14 protein-coding genes and 1 tRNA gene are annotated in these 16,597 nt (G+C 72.5%); 9 read left to right on the forward strand and 6 right to left on the reverse strand.

Annotation, left to right across the window (positions count from 1 at the left end; genetic code table 11):
* Positions 1-385: 385 nt before the first annotated feature.
* Entirely contained in the window at positions 386-1,159 is a 774-nt protein-coding gene (locus O7612_RS03225) for a DUF559 domain-containing protein (protein ID WP_282270296.1), read from the forward strand.
* Positions 1,160-1,955: 796 nt separating this feature from the next.
* On the opposite strand, the gene O7612_RS03230 is transcribed toward O7612_RS03225, so the two are convergent.
* Entirely contained in the window at positions 1,956-3,263 is a 1,308-nt protein-coding gene (locus O7612_RS03230; protein ID WP_282270298.1) for a D-arabinono-1,4-lactone oxidase, read from the reverse strand.
* Between the two features lie 225 nt (positions 3,264-3,488).
* Between O7612_RS03230 and O7612_RS03235 the strand changes: the two genes are divergently transcribed.
* Complete coding sequence (locus O7612_RS03235; protein WP_282270300.1) at positions 3,489-4,064, forward strand: TetR family transcriptional regulator; 576 nt, start codon at positions 3,489-3,491, stop codon at positions 4,062-4,064.
* Between the two features lie 108 nt (positions 4,065-4,172).
* On the opposite strand, the gene O7612_RS03240 is transcribed toward O7612_RS03235, so the two are convergent.
* Positions 4,173-5,381 carry an amino acid deaminase/aldolase gene (locus O7612_RS03240; RefSeq protein ID WP_282270302.1) on the reverse strand — a complete coding sequence of 403 codons (1,209 nt, stop codon included), beginning with the start codon at positions 5,379-5,381 and terminating at the stop codon, positions 4,173-4,175.
* A gap of 298 nt (positions 5,382-5,679) precedes the next feature.
* Between O7612_RS03240 and tmk the strand changes: the two genes are divergently transcribed.
* The 6 genes from tmk to ricT all read left to right on the forward strand — a co-directional run bounded on the left by tmk (position 5,680) and on the right by ricT (position 11,402).
* On the forward strand, positions 5,680-7,773 hold the full coding sequence (gene tmk / locus O7612_RS03245; protein ID WP_282273779.1) for a dTMP kinase: 2,094 nt from the start codon (positions 5,680-5,682) through the stop codon (positions 7,771-7,773).
* Entirely contained in the window at positions 7,773-9,062 is a 1,290-nt protein-coding gene (locus O7612_RS03250) for a DNA polymerase III subunit delta' (protein ID WP_282270304.1), read from the forward strand. Before tmk ends, O7612_RS03250 begins: the two co-directional genes overlap by 1 nt.
* 108 nt (positions 9,063-9,170) lie before the next feature.
* Positions 9,171-9,500 carry a YbaB/EbfC family nucleoid-associated protein gene (locus O7612_RS03255; protein WP_067300639.1) on the forward strand — a complete coding sequence of 110 codons (330 nt, stop codon included), beginning with the start codon at positions 9,171-9,173 and terminating at the stop codon, positions 9,498-9,500.
* 1 nt (position 9,501) lies between these two features.
* Positions 9,502-9,807, forward strand: coding sequence for a hypothetical protein (locus O7612_RS03260; RefSeq protein WP_282270306.1), 306 nt, complete (start codon positions 9,502-9,504; stop codon positions 9,805-9,807).
* A complete protein-coding gene (locus O7612_RS03265) occupies positions 9,807-10,466 on the forward strand; it encodes a hypothetical protein (RefSeq protein WP_282270308.1) in 660 nt (219 codons plus the stop codon). Before O7612_RS03260 ends, O7612_RS03265 begins: the two co-directional genes overlap by 1 nt.
* 75 nt (positions 10,467-10,541) lie before the next feature.
* On the forward strand, positions 10,542-11,402 hold the full coding sequence (gene ricT, locus O7612_RS03270; RefSeq protein ID WP_282270310.1) for a regulatory iron-sulfur-containing complex subunit RicT: 861 nt from the start codon (positions 10,542-10,544) through the stop codon (positions 11,400-11,402).
* A gap of 150 nt (positions 11,403-11,552) precedes the next feature.
* Here ricT and O7612_RS03275 read toward each other — a convergent pair whose 3' ends face one another.
* Positions 11,553-13,277: a metallophosphoesterase gene (locus O7612_RS03275; protein ID WP_282270312.1), complete on the reverse strand. Its 1,725-nt coding sequence runs from the start codon at positions 13,275-13,277 to the stop codon at positions 11,553-11,555.
* A gap of 117 nt (positions 13,278-13,394) precedes the next feature.
* Between O7612_RS03275 and O7612_RS03280 the strand changes: the two genes are divergently transcribed.
* Positions 13,395-13,468: transfer RNA gene (locus O7612_RS03280), tRNA-Thr, on the forward strand.
* 154 nt (positions 13,469-13,622) lie between these two features.
* On the opposite strand, the gene O7612_RS03285 is transcribed toward O7612_RS03280, so the two are convergent.
* The 3 genes from O7612_RS03285 to O7612_RS03295 all read right to left on the reverse strand — a co-directional run bounded on the left by O7612_RS03285 (position 13,623) and on the right by O7612_RS03295 (position 16,424).
* Positions 13,623-14,540, reverse strand: a complete 918-nt coding sequence (locus O7612_RS03285; RefSeq protein WP_282270313.1) for a hypothetical protein — start codon at positions 14,538-14,540, stop codon at positions 13,623-13,625.
* Between the two features lie 3 nt (positions 14,541-14,543).
* Positions 14,544-15,350, reverse strand: a complete 807-nt coding sequence (locus O7612_RS03290) for a MerR family transcriptional regulator (RefSeq protein ID WP_282270315.1) — start codon at positions 15,348-15,350, stop codon at positions 14,544-14,546.
* A gap of 738 nt (positions 15,351-16,088) precedes the next feature.
* Positions 16,089-16,424: a hypothetical protein gene (locus tag O7612_RS03295; RefSeq protein ID WP_282270317.1), complete on the reverse strand. Its 336-nt coding sequence runs from the start codon at positions 16,422-16,424 to the stop codon at positions 16,089-16,091.
* Between the last annotated feature and the right edge of the window lie 173 nt (positions 16,425-16,597).

Here is a 16,597-nt window from a genome sequence, read left to right on the forward strand (position 1 = left end):
TTCCGGATCTTGGAGGGAAATGGCCCCCCTGGGGGCCATTTCCCTCCAAGATCTACTCCTTGTCCACAGGGGATGGCGGGCAGAGGTGGCGACTGGGCAGGGTTAGCGGGTGAGAGTTCGGCAGGAGGTTCGTGGTCGCGGTCCAGTGCGGGGCGCGGGGAGGGAAGTTCGCGCGGGTCCGGGTGTGCGGCCGGGATCCAGGGTCCGGGGATCGGCGGGGGCAGGGTTACGACGACCGCTTCCGGCGGACGACGCGGACGAGTTGACCTGGCTACGCTTCCGACAGGAAGACGTGATCAGTCTGGCCCAGGCTTCCCGACACCTGTCCCGTAAGGCGATCCGGCACCGAGTGGAGACAGGACGGTGGAGGCAGGCTCACCGGGCGGTGTTCGTGACACACAGCGGTCCCGTCAACGTCGAGCAGTTCCGCTGGATCGCGGTACTGGCGGCCGGGCCGTCCGCCCTGCTCGGTGGTCTCAGCGCAGCTCAGGCCGGTGGGTTGCGGGGGTTCCGTACTCGGCCGGTAGAACTGCTGCTCCCGGCGTCGGCACGCCGTGACGTGCTGCCCCAGGGGGTACGGGTGCACCGCACCACCGTTCTGCCCGCGCAGGACGTACTCGCCGTCGGGCAACCCCCGCGCACCATGCTGGCCCGGTCGGTCGTCGATGCGGCCCAGTGGGCGGCCAGCGATGACGAGGCGCGTGCCGTCGTGGCCGCAGCCTTCCAGCAGCGCCTGGTGGTCGGTGGGGAGATCCACGAGGTGCTGGACCGGTTGCCCCGGATGCGCCGCCGGTCGCTCGTGACCGCCACCGCCACCGACGCTGCCGGCGGCTCGCACTCGCTGAGCGAATTGGAGTTCCTCGACCTGACGCGTCGTGCCGGCCTGCCACTCCCGACCCGCCAACAGATCCGTTACGACCCGGCTGGCCGGCGTCGGTACCTCGACGCGTACTTCGCCAGGTGGCGCGTGCACGTCGAGATAGACGGCGGACAGCATCTGGACCCGGCCCACGCCTGGGCCGACATGCGACGGCAGAACTCCCTCTGGATCGAGGGTGACCGGGTGCTCCGCTTCCCCGCCTGGGCACTGCGTGCCCGCCCCGACGAGGTCGTCGCCCAACTCCGCGCCGCCCTCCGCATGGCCGGTTGGCCCGGCTGACCCTAGGTGATCAAGATTCCGGTTGGCCCGGCTGACCCGTCGGCGATCATGGTTCCGGTTGGCCCGGCTGACCCTAGGTGATCAAGTTTCTGTTTGGCCCAGCCGGCCCGTCCGATGATCACGAGCCGCTTGGCCTGGCCGATCCGCCTAGTGATCATGGTCCCGCTTGGCTCGGCTGAACCGTCCGGTGATCACCGACACCGCTTGGCCTGGCTGACCCTCTGGTTATCACGGTCCTGCGTGGCCTGGCTGATCTGCCCGGTGATCACGACTCTGTTCGGCCCAGCTGACCCGTCCCGTCATCACCGATCCCACCTGGCGGGCCGGGCGGCTGGCCGGCAGGCGACTCGGCCTGCCGACGGCTGACCAATAGCCAAATCCGGCGGGGCCGGCTGGCTGACCAGCGGGCGAACCAGCCCGCCGACGGTTGATCACTGGCCACCACAGCGATCGCCTACCGCCTGACTTAGAGGATCTTGGAGGGAAGTGGCCCCTATAGGGGCCACTTCCCTCCAAGATCCCTGTGAGCTGTGAGCTGTGAGCTGTGAGCTGTGAGCTGTGAGCTGTGAGCTGTGAGCTGTGAGCTGTGAGCTGTGAGCTGTGAGCTGTGACGGGAGCGGGGCGTGGGGCGTGGGGAGGAGAGTTGGGGGTGGGGAGAGGGAGAAGGGAATGGGGGTGGGGAGAGGGTGGATGAGAGAGGGTTGGGTCAGGGTGGGAGGGGTGGGAGCGGGGGTCAAAACGAGGCTGGGGTAGAACGTGGCTGGGTCAAAAGGGGCTGGGGCAGAACGGGGCGGGGTCAGGGGCCGAGGATGTGGTCCAGGTGGGGGTTGGTGAGGACGCGGCCGGGGTCGAGGCGGTCGCGGAGGTCCTGGAAGTCGGCGAATCTCGGATAGGCGGTCGCCAGGGAGGTCGCGTCCCGGTAGTGCAGCTTGCCCCAGTGGGGTCGACCACCGAGTCCGGCGGCGACCTCCTCGAAGGCCCGGAAGTACGGTTCGTAGGGCATGCCGACGTACTGGTGGACGGCGAGGTAGGCCGAGTCGCGCCCGTAGCCGTGGGACAGCCAGATGTCGTCGGCGGCGGTGAATCTCACCTCCACCGGGAAGAGCACCTTGAACGGCAGCCGGTCGACGATGCGGCGCAGTTCCGTCAGCGCCTGTGGCAGGGCGGCGCGCGGGACGCCGTACTCCATCTCGACGAAGCGGACCCGGCGCGGGGTGCAGAAGACGGTGTCGGAGCGGCCGGTGTAGGTGCGCTCGGTCAGGGCCCGCGCGGAGACCGCGCTGATGGCGGGGGCCAGCGTGGGTACGGCCCGGCCCAGCCGGCAGGCCCCGGCGAAGACCCTGTTGGCGAGGAGGTCGTCGTCCAGCCAGCCCCGCCAGCGCGGCAGTGGCCGGTCGTCGGCCGGCACCCGGTCGTTGGTCTTGAGCTGCACCCGGTCGGTGTACGGGAACCAGTAGAACTCGACGTGGTCGTGCCGGCCGACGAGTCCGGGCAGGTCGTCCAGCACCTCGTCCAGCGGGGCCGGCCGTTCGTGGGCGCGGAGGGTGAAGGCTTCCACGCAGCGTAGGGTGACGTCCACGATGACGCCGAGCGCGCCCAGGCCGACCCGGGCGGCGGCGAAGATCTCCGGATGCTCCTCGGTCGAGCAGTGCAGCACCTCGCCGGTGCCGGTGACCATGGTGAGCGCGTCGACGAAGGTGGACAGGCAGCCGTACGCGGCACCGGTGCCGTGGGTGCCGGTGGAGATCGCTCCGGCGATGGTCTGCGCGTCGATGTCGCCGAGGTTGGGCATGGCCAGGCCGTACTCGGCGAGCAGCGCGTTGAGCGCGCGTAGGGTCGTCCCGGCAGGTACGGTGACCAGCCGGGCGTTCCGGTCGATCCGGACGTCGGTCCGCAGTCCGGACAACTCCATCCGGCGTCCGTCGGACAGGGCGATGGGGGTGAACGAGTGACCACTGCCGACCACCCGGATCCGTTCACCCGCGCCTGCCACGTCCAGGACCGCCTCGGCTATGTCCTCGACGGTGGTAGGGCGCAGGATGGCGGTGGCGACGCTCTGTTGGTTGCCGGCCCAGTTGGACCAGGCGGTGGCGGTACCGACCATCGGCGCTCCTTGACATGAATGTGAACTGCCTTCATATCAGGAACGTTGTGCCTGGTAAATACCGCAATCGAGGCCCGCTCGTTGTACCGGTAGTCACGGCCTCGTGACATGTGGATATGTTCTTTCGTCGAAGGGGGGTGGCGTCGAGTGTCCACACCAGCCGCCACGACCGGGCCGCTGCGCCGCGTTCCGGTGCAGGGTCGAAGTGTCGCGCGCGTCCAGCGGATGTTGGACGCCTGTGCCGAGCTCGTCGACGAGGTGGGGTACGAGGGGCTGACCACCACGTTGCTCGCCGAGCGGGCCGAGGTGGCGATCGGTTCGGTCTACCAGTTCTTCCCGGACAAGCGGGCGATCGTGCAGGCGTTGACCCTGCGCACCATGGAGTCGTACCTCCAGCGGCTCGACGAGCGCTTCGCGTCGGATGACCTGACCCACTGGTGGGACGGCGTCGACGCCGGGATCGACGAGTACATCTGCATGCACCGTACCGTCCCCGGCTTCCGGACCCTGCACTTCGGCGACGTGGTCGACCTGCACCTGCTCGACGAGCAGCGGGACAACAACGGGGTGATCGCCGACCAGTTGGCCCGGGTGCTCACCGAGCGGTTCGGCATGACCGACGAGCCCCGGCTGCGGTTCTGCCTGGAGATCGCCGTCGAGGCCGCGGACGCCCTGATCAAGCTGGCGTTCCGTCGCAAGCAGGAGGGCGACGAGCGGGTCCTCGCCGAGGCCAAGGCGCTCATCCGGGAATACCTGCACCGGCACGTCGAGGCCCCCACCCAGCCGGCCGCCAAGCCCTGACCGACGCCCGGCGGCCCCGACGGGGAGCGACCCGCGTCGGCGGCCGCCCGACCGGGGCCGGTCAACGGCTCGACCGTCCGGCCGGGTGGATCCACCTCCCGGTCGTCGTCAGAGGAAGGCGTGACCCTCGCCGCGGTAGGTGGGCACCGTGGCGACGACCGTGTCGCCGTCGACCAGGTGAAGCTCGTTGACCCGTTCGCAGAGTTCGCCCGCCTTGGCGTGCCGGAACCACACCCGGTCGCCGATCCGTAGGTCGGCGGCGGCGGCGCCGGTGAGCGGGGTCTGCACCTCGCCCGCGCCCTCGCTGCCGACCAGGGCCAGCCCGGCCGGCAGCCAGGGTCGGGGCAGCCGGCTCGTCGCGGCCGGGCCGGAGGCGATCCACCCGCCGCCGAGCACGGTCACGATCTCCGGCGTCGGTCGGCGGACCACCGAGCAGGCGAAGAACGCCGCCGGGGTCGGCCGCCAGGCCCGGTAGGCGTCGAACAGCGTCGGGCCGTACAGCCCCGAGCCGGCGGTGACCTCGGTGACCGCGGGGTCGGCGCTGGTGGCGGCCACGCTGCCGGTGCCGCCGCCGTTGACGAACTCCAGGTCGGCGTGTTCGCGGACGGCGGCGACCGCCGCGCCCCGGCGGGCCAGCAGTTCGCGGTACGACCCGCGCTGGGCGATCCGGATGGCGGCGCTGAGCGCGGCCTGTCCGGGCGGGGCGTCCCCGAGGCCGGCGATCTGTGCCTCGTACGACATCAGGCCGACCAGCCGGAAGCCGGCCCGGCGGCCGACGGCGGCGGCGAGCGTGCCGGCGGCGCGGGCGCTGTGCACCGGCGAGCGGCGCACCCCGACGTGCACCCGCCCGCGCAGGGGTCGCCAGGAGGCGTCCAGGTCGAGGCAGACCCGCAGTTCGGGGCGGTGGCCCGGGGGGCACACCGTGTCGATCAGGTCCAGTTGCTCGGTGCTGTCGATCATGAGGGTGACCGCTGCGGCGAGCTGCGGCTCGGCGGCCAGTTCGGCGAGTGCCCCCCGGTCGGCGGTCGGGTAGGCGACCAGCGCGTCGTCGGTCGCGCCGCAGCGGACCAGCCAGTTCGCCTCGGCCAGGGTGAAGGCCATCACGCCGGCCCAGCCGGGCCGCCCGAGCGCCCGGTCGAGCAGGTCCCGGGCCCGGATCGACTTGCTGGCGGCGCGGACCGGTTTGCCGGCGCTGCGGGCGGCCAGCGCGGCGGCGTTGGCGTCGTAGGCGGTGAGGTCCACCACGGCGTAGGGCGGGTCGAGGTGGGCGGTCGCCTTGTCGAGGCGTTCACGCAGGGTGTTGCTGTCGATGGCCACGAATGCACGCTAACTGTCCGGACGGCAATGCGAAATACCCTCACGTACTACCGGGCTGCGGTCGATGGCATCAGCCGCCTAGGCTCGGCGAGCAGGAGAATGTCGCCGGTGGGGAGGCTCCCACCGGGTCTAGAGTGTTCCACCGGGACTGCCCAGAGTTGGGCCGGCACGTGGAGGTACGGCCATCGAAAGCCAGCAGCACGGCGAGTCGCCCGGCGCGTCGTCGTCCGGCACACCGCCCACCGGGGCCGCCCAGACCGACCGGTCCGGAACGGCGGCGATCCGGTCGGTACTGCGCATCCGGCCGTTCCGGCGGCTCTGGATCGTGCTGGGCGCGGCCTCCTTCGGTGACTGGCTGGGTCTGCTCGCCACCTCGGTCTTCGCCGCCGCGCAGGTGTCCGGCAGCACCGCGCAGGGCGCCGTGTTCGGTGGGGTGATCGCGATCCGGCTGCTCCCGGCGCTGGTGCTGGGGCCGGTGGCCGGTGTGCTCGCCGACCGGTTCGACCGGCGCTGGACGATGGTCATCTGCGACCTGCTGCGGTTCCTGCTCTTCGCCTCGATCCCGCTGATCGCGCTGCTCGGCGTCCGGGGCGGCGTGGTGGTCGGCTGGGCGGCGATCGCCACCTTCCTGATCGAGTCGATCACCCTGCTCTGGATTCCGGCCAAGGAGGCCGCGGTCCCCAACCTCATCCCCCGCGCCCGGCTGGAGACGGCCAACCAGCTCACCCTGATCACCACGTACGGCCTGACCCCGGTCGCCGCCGCGATCGCCCTGGCGGTGCTGGACCGCAGCGTGCGCGGGGTCACCGGCGGCGAGATGCCGAGCTGGGCCGAGCCGGCCCAGCTCGCCCTCTGGTTCAACTCCCTCTCCCGGCTGGCCACCGCGCTGGTGGTGGCCTTCGGCATCAAGGAGATCAGCCAGGCCCAGGCCCGGGAGCGGGGGGAGCGCGCCGAGCAGGGCATGTTCAGCCAGTTCACCGAGGGCTGGAAGTTCATCGGCCAGACCCCGCTGGTCCGGGGCCTGGTGCTGGGCATCTTCGGCGCGTTCGCCGGTGGCGGCATCGTGATCGGCACGGCCAAGTTCTTCGCCGCCTCGCTCGGTGCCGGCGACGCCGCGTTCTACATGCTGTTCGGCGCGATCTTCATCGGCCTGGCGATCGGCATCGGGCTCGGCCCGATGATCGTCCGGGACATGTCCCGCCGCCGCTGGTTCGGCATGAGCATCGTGCTGGCCAGCGCCTCCGTGCTGGTGCTGGCTTTCGCCATCCACCTGTCGATGGCGATCCTCGGCGCGATCATGGTGGGCGCTGGCGCCGGGATGGCCTTCCTCGCCGGCACCACGCTGCTCGGCGGTGAGGTCGCCGACGAGGTACGCGGCCGGGTCTTCGCCGTCGTGCAGATCGGCACCCGGCTGGTGCTGATCCTGGCCATCGCCCTGAGCAGCCTGCTGGTCGGGGTCGGCGGCTCGCGCCAGCTCACCATCGCCGACCTCGGCATCTCGGTCTCGTCCACCCGGCTGCTGCTGCTCGCCGCCGGCCTGGCCGGGATCTTCGCTGGGATCAGCGCGTTCGGTCAGATGGACGACAAGAAGGGCGTGCCGGTCCTGGCCGACCTGTGGGGCTCGATGCGGGGCCGCCCACTGCTGCCGGCCGAGCCGTTCGTCTCCAACGGGCTGTTCGTGGTCTTCGAGGGCGGCGAGGGCGGCGGCAAGTCCACCCAGTTGGAGACGCTCGCCGCCCGCCTGCGCGAGCAGGGCCGGGACGTGGTGGTGACCCGCGAACCGGGGGCCACGGTGATGGGCGAGCGGATCCGGGCCATGGTGCTGGAGGACTCCGGCGCGGACGCGCCGTCGCCACGCGCCGAGGCCCTGCTGTACGCCGCCGACCGCGCCCACCACGTCGCCACCGTGGTCCGGCCCGCCCTGATCCGGGGTGCGGTGGTGATCAGCGACCGGTATGTCGACTCCTCCCTGGCCTACCAGGGCGCCGGTCGTACGCTGCCGGTCGAGGAGGTCTCCTGGCTCTCCTCCTGGGCCACCGGCGGCCTCAAGCCCGACCTGGTGGTGCTCCTGGACATCGACCCGCGCACCGGCCTGTCCCGGGCGGCGGCCCGCAACCGGGGGGCCGACCGGCTGGAAGCCGAGTCCGTCGCCTTCCACGAGCGGGTCCGCTACGCCTTCCTCGACCTCGCCGCCAACGACCCGAAGCGTTACCTGGTGCTCGACGCCGCCCGCCCGATCGGGGAGATCGCCGGCCTGGTCGCCCGCCGGGTCGACGAACTCCTGGTGGACCCGGCGGGCATCGTGCACCCCCGGCCGGCGCACGGCCCGGACACCTCGGTCCAGCCCGAGTTATCCGAAACGGAGCTGGTGGGCGTGGAGCACCGCACCTGATGCCGGACGTCTTCGCCGATCTGGTCGGGCAGGACGAGGCGGTCGACACGCTCCGCCGGGCCGCCGCGTCGGCCGCCGCCGTGCTGCGCACCGCCCACCTCCCCGCGCCCGCGGTGGCCGCCGCCGACCCGGAGTACGACGAGCTGGCCGCCCTGGCCGACGACGACCCCGCCCCCGTCACGGCCGGGCCGGCCGGTGACCCGGGAGCCGGGATGACCCACGCCTGGATCTTCACCGGCCCTCCGGGTTCCGGTCGGTCGGTGGCCGCCCGGGCCTTCGCCGCGGCCCTCCAGTGCGGGCACGGCACCGGCTGCGGCACCTGCCCCGGTTGCCACACCACGCTCACCGGCACCCACGCCGACGTCCGGCTGGTGGCCCCCGAGGGGCTCTCCATCGGCGTGGGCGAGATGCGCGCCCTGGTGCTGCGGGCGGCGAGCACCCCGTCCGGTGGACGCTGGCAGGTGGTGATCATCGAGGACGCCGACCGGCTCACCGAGGCCGCCGGCAACGCGCTGCTCAAGGCCATCGAGGAACCGCCGCCCCGGACGGTCTTCCTGCTCTGCGCCCCGTCCACCCACCCGGACGACGTCTCGGTGACGATCCGGTCGCGCTGTCGGGTCGTACCCCTGCGGCAGCCCTCGGCGGCGGCGGTCGCCGAGGTACTGGTCCGGCGGGACGGCATCACGCCCGACGTGGCGCGGTGGGTGGCCGCCGCCGCGCAGGGGCACGTCGGGCGGGCCCGGCGGCTGGCCGCCGACCCGCAGGCGCGCGGACGCCGGGACGCGGTGCTGGCGGTGCCGCGCCGGCTGACCGGGGTGGGTACCGCGCTGGACGCGGCGTCGGCGCTGATCGGGGCGGCCGAGGCGGAGGCGGAGGCCGCGGTGGCGGAGACCGACGCGGCCGAGCGGGCCGCGTTGCAGACCGCGCTGGGCGCGGGCGGCACCGGCCGGGGCGCGGCGGGGGCCACCCGGGGTTCCGCCGGACAGCTCAAGGACCTGGAGAAGCGGCAGAAGTCCCGGGCCACCCGGGCGCAGCGGGACGCCCTGGACCGGGCGCTGGTGGACCTGGCCGGCTTCTACCGGGACGCGCTCACCTCGGCGCTGCGGGCACCGGTCGCCCCGGTGCACACCGACACCGCCGCGCTGGCCGAGGCGGGTGGGCAGAAGTGGGCACCCGAGGGCGCGTTGCGCCGGCTGGAGGCGGTGCTGGCGTGCCGGGCGGCGATCGAGGCGAACGTCAAACCCCGGATCGCCGTGGAGGCGATGATGCTCTCCCTCTGGCGCGGCTGACCCCCGTTTCCCGCCCATCGACACGTGTTGACGACGTGCGGTACGGTCCCGGTGAGCCGCGGTGATCGTGGTGGCACGCAGGGTGAGGTCTACCTGGGGGGAGATCGGATGCCGCGCGGCGAGATCGACGAGGCGTGGATCGAGGAGGCGGTGCGGCGGTACCGCCGGATCGAGTCCCTCCAGGCCGAGTTCGACCGAGCGGTCGACACCGTCGAGGTGACCGTCCGCTCGCCCGACGGGCTGGTCGAGGTGGTGGTGACCGCCGGGGGCCGGATCACCGACGTGCGTTTCCTCGGCCCGCTGCACACCCGGCATCCCCGCGACGTCGCCGGTTCGGTGCAGGCCGCCGTCACGGCCGCCGCCGACGCCGCCCAGTGGGCCCGGGAAAAGCTGCACAACGAGACCTTCACCGCCTACCGCCCCCTGACGGGGGCCTGAGATGGACGCCCTCCGTGCCCTCGCCGCCCGGCTCGACGAGGCCAGCGCCACCCTCGCCGCGCTGGCCCGGACGGTCACCGCGAGCGATCCGCCGCACCCGGCCTTCGGCGCGCACTCCGCCGGCCGCCCCGGTGAGGTCGGTCGGGCCCTGCACCGGCAGTGGACCACCGCCACCGACGGCCGGGCCCGCGAGGCGGGTGCCGCCGCCGCCCGGCTGGCCGCCGCCGCGTCGGCCGTCCGCACCGCCGCCGACCGCTACGCCACCACCGACGACGCCGCCCGCCGCCGGCTGGCCGGGGAGCCGTGATGGACCCGCTGGACCGGCTCGCCGAGCCCGGCCTGGACCTGCTCGCCCGGGTGGACACGCTGCTCGCCGCCGGTGCCCCCGAGGCGCATCCGGTCTGGCCGTTGCTGCGCCGGATGCAGCTGCTGCCGGGGGAGGCCCTGCGCGCCTTCCTCGACCTGCACCCCGCGCCGCTGGCGACCGCCGGGCACGCCGTGCGCCGGCTCGTCCGGGGGTACGACGACGCCTGCGCCGCCCTCACCGACCCGGGCATCTGGTCCGGTCCGGCCGGCTCGTCCTACGACGAGGCCCGCACCGCCCTGCTGCGTCACCTGGACGAGGGTCCGGAGAGCCTGGTGGGCCGGTTGGAGTCGACCGCCGGGTACGCCGACGCGCTGGCCGACTGGGTGGAGGGCAGCCGGCTGGCGGTGGCCCGGGTGCTGGCCGAGGTGCTCGGCTCCACCGAGGCGGTCCGGGTCCGGGCGGCGAGCGGCCCCGGTGCCGGATCGGCCGCCGGGGCCGGTGCGGCGGCCGAGATCGCCACCCGGGTGCTGTCGGTGCTCGGGGTGGCCTACGACGGGGCGGAGACGCTGCTGCGCCAGTGGTCGCCCAGCCTGGCCGAGTCGACCTGGCGGTCGACCGGCGGTCCGTCGTACCACGGCGGCCCGTTGCGGATCGGCTGACCGTGACCGTGACCCGATCCGGCTCCGGGAAGCCGCGTCCTGCCCGGTTCCGGCCGGCCGTCGTAGGCTGATGTCATGGGCATGCTCTGCGCGGTCAGCTTCAACCGGTACGGGCGGCTCTACTACCTCGATCCGGGGGAGTTCCGTCCGCAGGTCGGCGACCGGGTGCTCGTGCCCACCGACGACGGCCCCGAGGTGGCGGAGTGCGTCTGGTCGGCGCAGTGGGTCTCCGAGGAGACCTCCGGCTTCCCGAAGCTGGCCGGCCTGGCCGGTGACGACGACCTGCGCCGCGACGAGGTGCTGCGGCGGCGCAAGGCCGAGGCGAAGGTGGCCGCGAAGCGGCTGATCCGGGAGCACGGCCTGCCGATGAAGGTGGTGGCGGTGGACCATGTCCTGGCCGCCGCCGAGGGCACCGGTGACCGGACGACGGTCTACTTCACCGCCCCGCACCGGGTGGATTTCCGCTCCCTGGTGCGGGACCTCGGGGCGACCCTGCACTGCCGGGTGGAGCTGCGGCAGCTCTCCGCCCGGGATTCGGCCCGGGTGCAGGGCGGCATCGGCTCCTGCGGCCGGGACCTGTGCTGCGCCACCTTCCTCAACGACTTCGAGCCGGTGACCATCCGGATGGCCAAGGACCAGGACCTCCCGCTCAATCCGCTGCGGATCTCCGGGGCGTGCGGCCGGCTGATGTGCTGCCTCAAGTACGAGCATCCGTTGTACGCGACCTTCGCCGAGTCCGCCCCGGCGGTCGGCAGTCGCGTCACCACGCCCGAGGGGGAGGGCCGGGTGGTCGGCCACAGCGTCCCGAGGGACGCGGTGACCGTCCGGCTGGACGCCGACGGCTCGCGCTCGATGTGTTCCCGCGCCGACGTCTGCGGCTCCCGGAGCGCCTACGAGAGCCGTGACCTGACCGGCCCCGAGGGCGCGACGCGCTAACCGGCATACCCCACCCACCCCCGCGCCCCGACCCTCTCGGCCGGAGTTGATCAAAAGGTTTGCGTCACCGGGCGTGGTCAGACCGACGCGAACCTCTTGGTCAACTTCGACGGCCGAAGTAGCCGGGTGGCCGGACGGGGCGGGGGTGGGTCAGGTGAGGGTTACCGGGGGTTCGGCGAGGCGGGGGGTCAGCGGGGTGCCGGGGGCCAGCCAGGAGGCGGTGGCGGACTGGTCGGGGTTGAGCTGCCAGTCGTGGCAGACCCGGTCCACGGCGATCGGATAGACGGTCAGCGTGCCGTCCGGGTCGATGCGCATCCGCAGGAACGACTTGGCGTCCTCGATGCCCTGACCGGCGAAGAGTTCGTTGACGTTGACCCCGAACGCCCCCGCCACCAGCAGGTAGCCGGCCACCAGCTGGGTGGCGACCAGCCCGATCACCGGACCGTAGAGCACGGCGGCGGCGACCGCCGGCAGCGGCCACGGCCAGTGGTAGAACGGCAGGTGCAGCCAGGCCCAGGTGCCGGCGACCGCGAGCGCCACGTGCGCCAGCCCGTGACCGATGCCGAGCAGCCAGTGCCGGACGTGCCGTTTCCCGCTGGCACCGGGCGGCTGGGCGAAGAAGGCCGCGCCGAGCAGCGTCGCCGCCAACATGATCACCAGAGGGACGCTGAGCAGCCGCTGCTCGGTGCCGTTCCGATTGGCCGCGACGCCCGCCATGGCGAGCATCAGCAGCGTGTGCAGGGTGCCGAGCAGGGTGCCGAAGCCCGGGTTGCGCCGGGGCAGCCGGTGGAAGACCCCCCAGCCGTACCGGCGGGAGCGGGCCGCGTCCGGGAACCGGGCCACCAGGTCGTACGCCCGGGTACGGCTGGCCCGGCGGGACAGGGTGTCCTTCGGGGGAACCTCGATCCGCTCGGGCAGGGTGTGCGTCGGGTAGAGGTACGCGCCGCCCCCGCCGCACGTGATGAGCTGTCGCTCCGGCCCGGCGTACCGGGCGTAGTGGTGCAGGTCGCCGGAGAGCAGCAGCCGGACGTGCGCGCCGGTGGGCGCGATGATCGTCCGGACGAAGTAGTCGATCGAGTCGTACGCGGTGGGGTGATCGACGGACTTCACCCAGGTCGGGGCGGGCACCGCCAGGATCACCCGGGAGTCGGGGCCGAGCCGGCGGGCCACCTCGTCGAAGTACGACAGCTGCGGGTCGTCCAGGTAGGACCCCGACTGGTCGTCCAGGCCGAGCAGCCACCACCCCGCCGGCAGTTCCACCGCGAAGTACGACCGGGACTGGCCGGTGCCCCAGCCGCCGAAGTTCCGGTCCCGGGAGCGGACGAAGAGCCGAAGGAAGGCGGTCAGCCCGTCGTACCAGTCGTGGTTTCCGGGCACGGCGAACAGCGTCGGCCGCTGCGGCGGGGCGACCGGGAGCGCCGCCTGGTACGGCCCCTTGCACCGGTCCTCGTACGCCTCGTAGGCCGCCGACGGGTAGACCTGGTCGCCCCCCATCACCAGGGTCTGCGCCCGGGGCAGCCGGTGCCCGTCGACGGTCAGCTCCGGCTGGGCCAGCAGGTACGCCACCGAGTACGTGGCGTCGAACCCGTCACCCAGGTCGGCCACGTAGTCCAGCCAGAGCCCGCCGTCCGGCCCGATCTGTGTGCCGAACCTGGCGTCGAGCGCGTTCTGCAACTCCCGCTTGTCCAGGTACGCCCCGAACAGCATTGCCAGCAGGGTACGGATACCGGTGCTGATCAGCAGGAACGGCGCGAGCCAGGGGACCGGTCGGCGGGGGGTGAAGCCCAACTCCACCGGATCGGTGCCGCGCGGTCGTCGGACGGCCCGCTCACCGGGGGCGTGCTCGGCGTCCGGGTCGGCGTGGTCGTCGCTCACCCGGGCAGCCTAACTGCCGCGCCGGCCACCGATGCTTGTTGATCTCCGCTCGGTCGGGTGCGGGGTGGGAACCCCGTAGGCCCCGGGCCGGGGTGTGCCGTACACTTGGCGATCGTTGCCGCCTTAGCTCAGTCGGCTAGAGCGACGCACTCGTAATGCGTAGGTCGACGGTTCGATTCCGTCAGGCGGCTCAGAATGAGGCCCTGACCAGCAGTTTTGCTGGTCAGGGCCTCGTCTTTGTCGATGTGGTTCTGAGTCCCCTGCCCGCGATCAGGTTCAGCGCACCTGTCGGCGGGGTGCAGGGTCTACCTGGCCCTGCGCTTCCCGCGATCCTGAGGCGCGGTGTCAGCTGAGCGCGGTAGCCAGTTGGTCGTAGGTCGGGGCGAGGTGCCGCAACGTTCGGGCGGCGGATTCCGTGTGTCCGTTGACGATGTCGTGTTGGAGGCTGCCAACCAGCCGGGCCTGCCGGGTGGCGATGCCGGCGGCCTCGTCGCGGCCGAGGCCGGCCAGTGCGGTGGCGGCGTCGGTGAGCCGCCGGGCGCCGACCCGGATCGCGAAATGCGTCAGGTGAGCGTGCGTCTCGGGGTCGAGTCCGTCGGTCACCAGGTCGGCGAGGCGGTGCACCGCGGCAGCGCCGCCGATGGTGCCGGGCGGCACGGCGAGGTCGTCGCGTCCGCGCAGCCAGGCGACCGCGCCGGGCAGGGCCGCCCGCAGCGCTGCCTCGGTGGTGGTCTCGCGGACCCGCCGGAAGTGGCCACGCATGGTGTACGGCTCGGCGTAGTAGGAGGTGATCGTGTCGGCACGCCATGCGGCCAGGAAGTCCCGGGTCGGCAGGGTCGCGTAGGGGCAGCCGTACGGATCGTGGAACCGGACCAGCGTGTCGTCGGCCTCCAGGACGGCGACGAAGTGGTCCGACCCGATCGGTCCGGTCATTCCGGGCACGTGCCGCAGCAGGCCCATCTCCAGCGGTCCGGCCAGGACGGGGCCGGTCGTGACCGCTGCGGTGAGCATCGCCAGGGCCTGCTCGCTGTCGCCGGCACCTTGTCGTCGGCAGGTCCAGCCGAGCAGCGCGATCGCGTCGTCGATGCCGCGGTCGTCCCACCCGTACGGGTCGAACAGCGGCAGCCGTCCGCCGAGCAGATGCATGCCGAACGGCGAGCCGGTCAGCACTTCGATGATCGACGGGGAGGGGGCCGTCGGGCCGAGGGCCATCGCCAGCGAGTTGGCGTAGCAGTAGTGCCCGGAACCGATGTAGGGGTGCATGCTTCAGCTTTCTCCGTTGGTCGAGACGGGGTAGGTGACGTCGAGGAGCGCACCGTCGGTGCCGGGCCGGATCTCGACCGGGCTGGCGACGCTGATCAGGCGGTTCGTGTCGATCCATGCCTCCACCGTCTCGTAGGCGCGCAGGATGTCGGGGAATCCGGCGTCGGCCTCGGCGACCGGCAGGTAGACGTCGGTGCCGGCCGGCGACAGCCGGACCCGCAGGTCGTCGACGGGTTCGACGGCGCCGGTGAACGGCACCGCGACCTCGACAGGTCCGTCGCTGTCGTGGGTCACGAACCCGTGGAAGTGCACCAGGGTCGGCCCGTCGCAGGGCACACCGGTCGCCTGCAGCCGGGCACGGATGCGGTGCTGTGCGTCGGTGACGAAGGTGTCCAGTTCGCCGATGTGCACGCGTCGTTCCTGACCCAGCAGCTTGCGTGGTGGCCTCGATCGCAGCCTCGGAGTGGCGGTGACCGGTGCGGCGGCGCCGTCAAGGGCCTCGATCAGCTCGCGTCGACGGCGGAGCTGGGCCTCCTGGGCTGCCAGCCAGGCGCGAAGTTCGGCCTGGCGGGACTGCGGGCCGAGCTCCAGCAGGGTGGCGACGCGCGCCAGTGGCAGGCCCAGGACGCGCAGCCGGGCGATCAGCCGACCACGGGGAATCTGGTCACGGTGGTAGCGGCGGTAGCCGGTGGCCGGGTCGACACCTACGGGCACCAGCAGACCCTGCTCGGCATAGAGCCGCAGCGCCTTCGACGACAGGCGGGTCGCGGCGCCGAACTCGCCGGGCAGGATCAGCTCCACGTCGTTCACCCGCCCAGCCTGGGCCATTCCCCTGGGGCGAGGTCAAACACGTTCGCGGTCGTCCTCGTCGCCTGGGCGGTGCCGAGGCGAGACGAGGCCCTGTCCTGCCCAGTTCCCCGTGGTCGTTCTTCCCGACCACCCACCCGCCCTCGCAGGCGGTGTTAGCGGTCGACGTCGGCTCGCGCTGCCGTTGTCCTGGTGCGGCACGGTCGGCCGGATCGCGCTGCTCCACCTCGTGGTCGTGACCCGATCCACAGGGGACCGGCCCTGCCCGCACGTCGTCTTCTGCTGTCGTCCGCCGCCAGTGTCCTGCGTGCACTCACCGCCCGCGGCGGCGCGGGGGCAACCGGTTCCAGCCCGACCACGGCTGCGGCGACCTCGGTTTCCCCGTCGGCGTCCAGCCCTGGCCGGTCGAGCTGCCGAAGGGCATGACCTTCGGCAGCGTGGAGTGCGTGAAGGGCTGGGCGGGGGCCGAGGACCCGTGATGGCCTCTAACTGTTCCACCACACCACCGGTACGGGCTGGAAGTACTACGGCGGGGGCAGCGGATACGACTGCAGGAACCTGGGCATCACCGAACCGGCGCCATTCTGCACCTTCTGACCGCCCGTCGGGATAGGTCACCGCGCCGCATTCGCCGTCCCGACCGTGGGCGGGCCATTCGGTACGGGTTTTCCCCGCCGGGGAACACGGAAGAGTGGCCTCTCACCGGGCATCCCCGGTGTGCGGTCACCGTCGGGGTCGCGGCTATCCGTTCCCCTGTCGTCCACCGGCTGATCCCTGCGGATTCGTGCCGGTCCCTCCGCAGTCCGGGCAGATACGAGCCGGGGTGTGCCGGTCCTCAAAGCCGTCCCCGGTGAAGGTGTGGGTCCGCTCCGGCTCACGGTTCAACCAGCCGGTGCCCCGGCACCGTAGGCAGCGTCGGGCGGGCAGGTGCAGCTGGGGTTCCCGCTCTTCCCGGGTCAGGGAACGGGTCGCCGACCAGATGCTGATCACCATGTTGACCACCAGCGCCAGCACGGCGAGTACCAGCAGCACGGCCAGCGCTGCCGCGACCACGATCGCGAGCTGACGCAACTCCATGTGTCCCATCCTCCCACCGGACGGCCGGAGCCGTTCCCGGCACATCGGACGGCGACCCGGCGAACACCGTGGAGGGCGTCGGGGCTGTCCGGTCGACTCCGGTCGACGTTCGGCCGGGGATCGTCGTTGGTCGCCGGAAAATATCCGACGTTGCTATGTGTGCCCTTTTCAAT

The sequence above is a fragment of the Micromonospora sp. WMMD987 genome (assembly GCF_029581435.1).
Taxonomy (GTDB): domain Bacteria; phylum Actinomycetota; class Actinomycetes; order Mycobacteriales; family Micromonosporaceae; genus Micromonospora; species Micromonospora rifamycinica.

Coding starts and splice junctions, on each gene's coding strand:
- O7612_RS03230 (WP_282270298.1), bottom strand. CDS start 3,263: ATGGTCGGTACCGCCACCGCCTGGTCCAACTGGGCCGGCAACCAACAG.
- O7612_RS03235 (WP_282270300.1), top strand. CDS start 3,489: ATGTTGGACGCCTGTGCCGAGCTCGTCGACGAGGTGGGGTACGAGGGG.
- O7612_RS03250 (WP_282270304.1), top strand. CDS start 7,773: ATGCCGGACGTCTTCGCCGATCTGGTCGGGCAGGACGAGGCGGTCGAC.
- O7612_RS03255 (WP_067300639.1), top strand. CDS start 9,171: ATGCCGCGCGGCGAGATCGACGAGGCGTGGATCGAGGAGGCGGTGCGG.
- O7612_RS03260 (WP_282270306.1), top strand. CDS start 9,502: ATGGACGCCCTCCGTGCCCTCGCCGCCCGGCTCGACGAGGCCAGCGCC.
- O7612_RS03265 (WP_282270308.1), top strand. CDS start 9,807: ATGGACCCGCTGGACCGGCTCGCCGAGCCCGGCCTGGACCTGCTCGCC.
- ricT (WP_282270310.1), top strand. CDS start 10,542: ATGGGCATGCTCTGCGCGGTCAGCTTCAACCGGTACGGGCGGCTCTAC.
- O7612_RS03285 (WP_282270313.1), bottom strand. CDS start 14,540: ATGCACCCCTACATCGGTTCCGGGCACTACTGCTACGCCAACTCGCTG.
- O7612_RS03295 (WP_282270317.1), bottom strand. CDS start 16,424: ATGGAGTTGCGTCAGCTCGCGATCGTGGTCGCGGCAGCGCTGGCCGTG.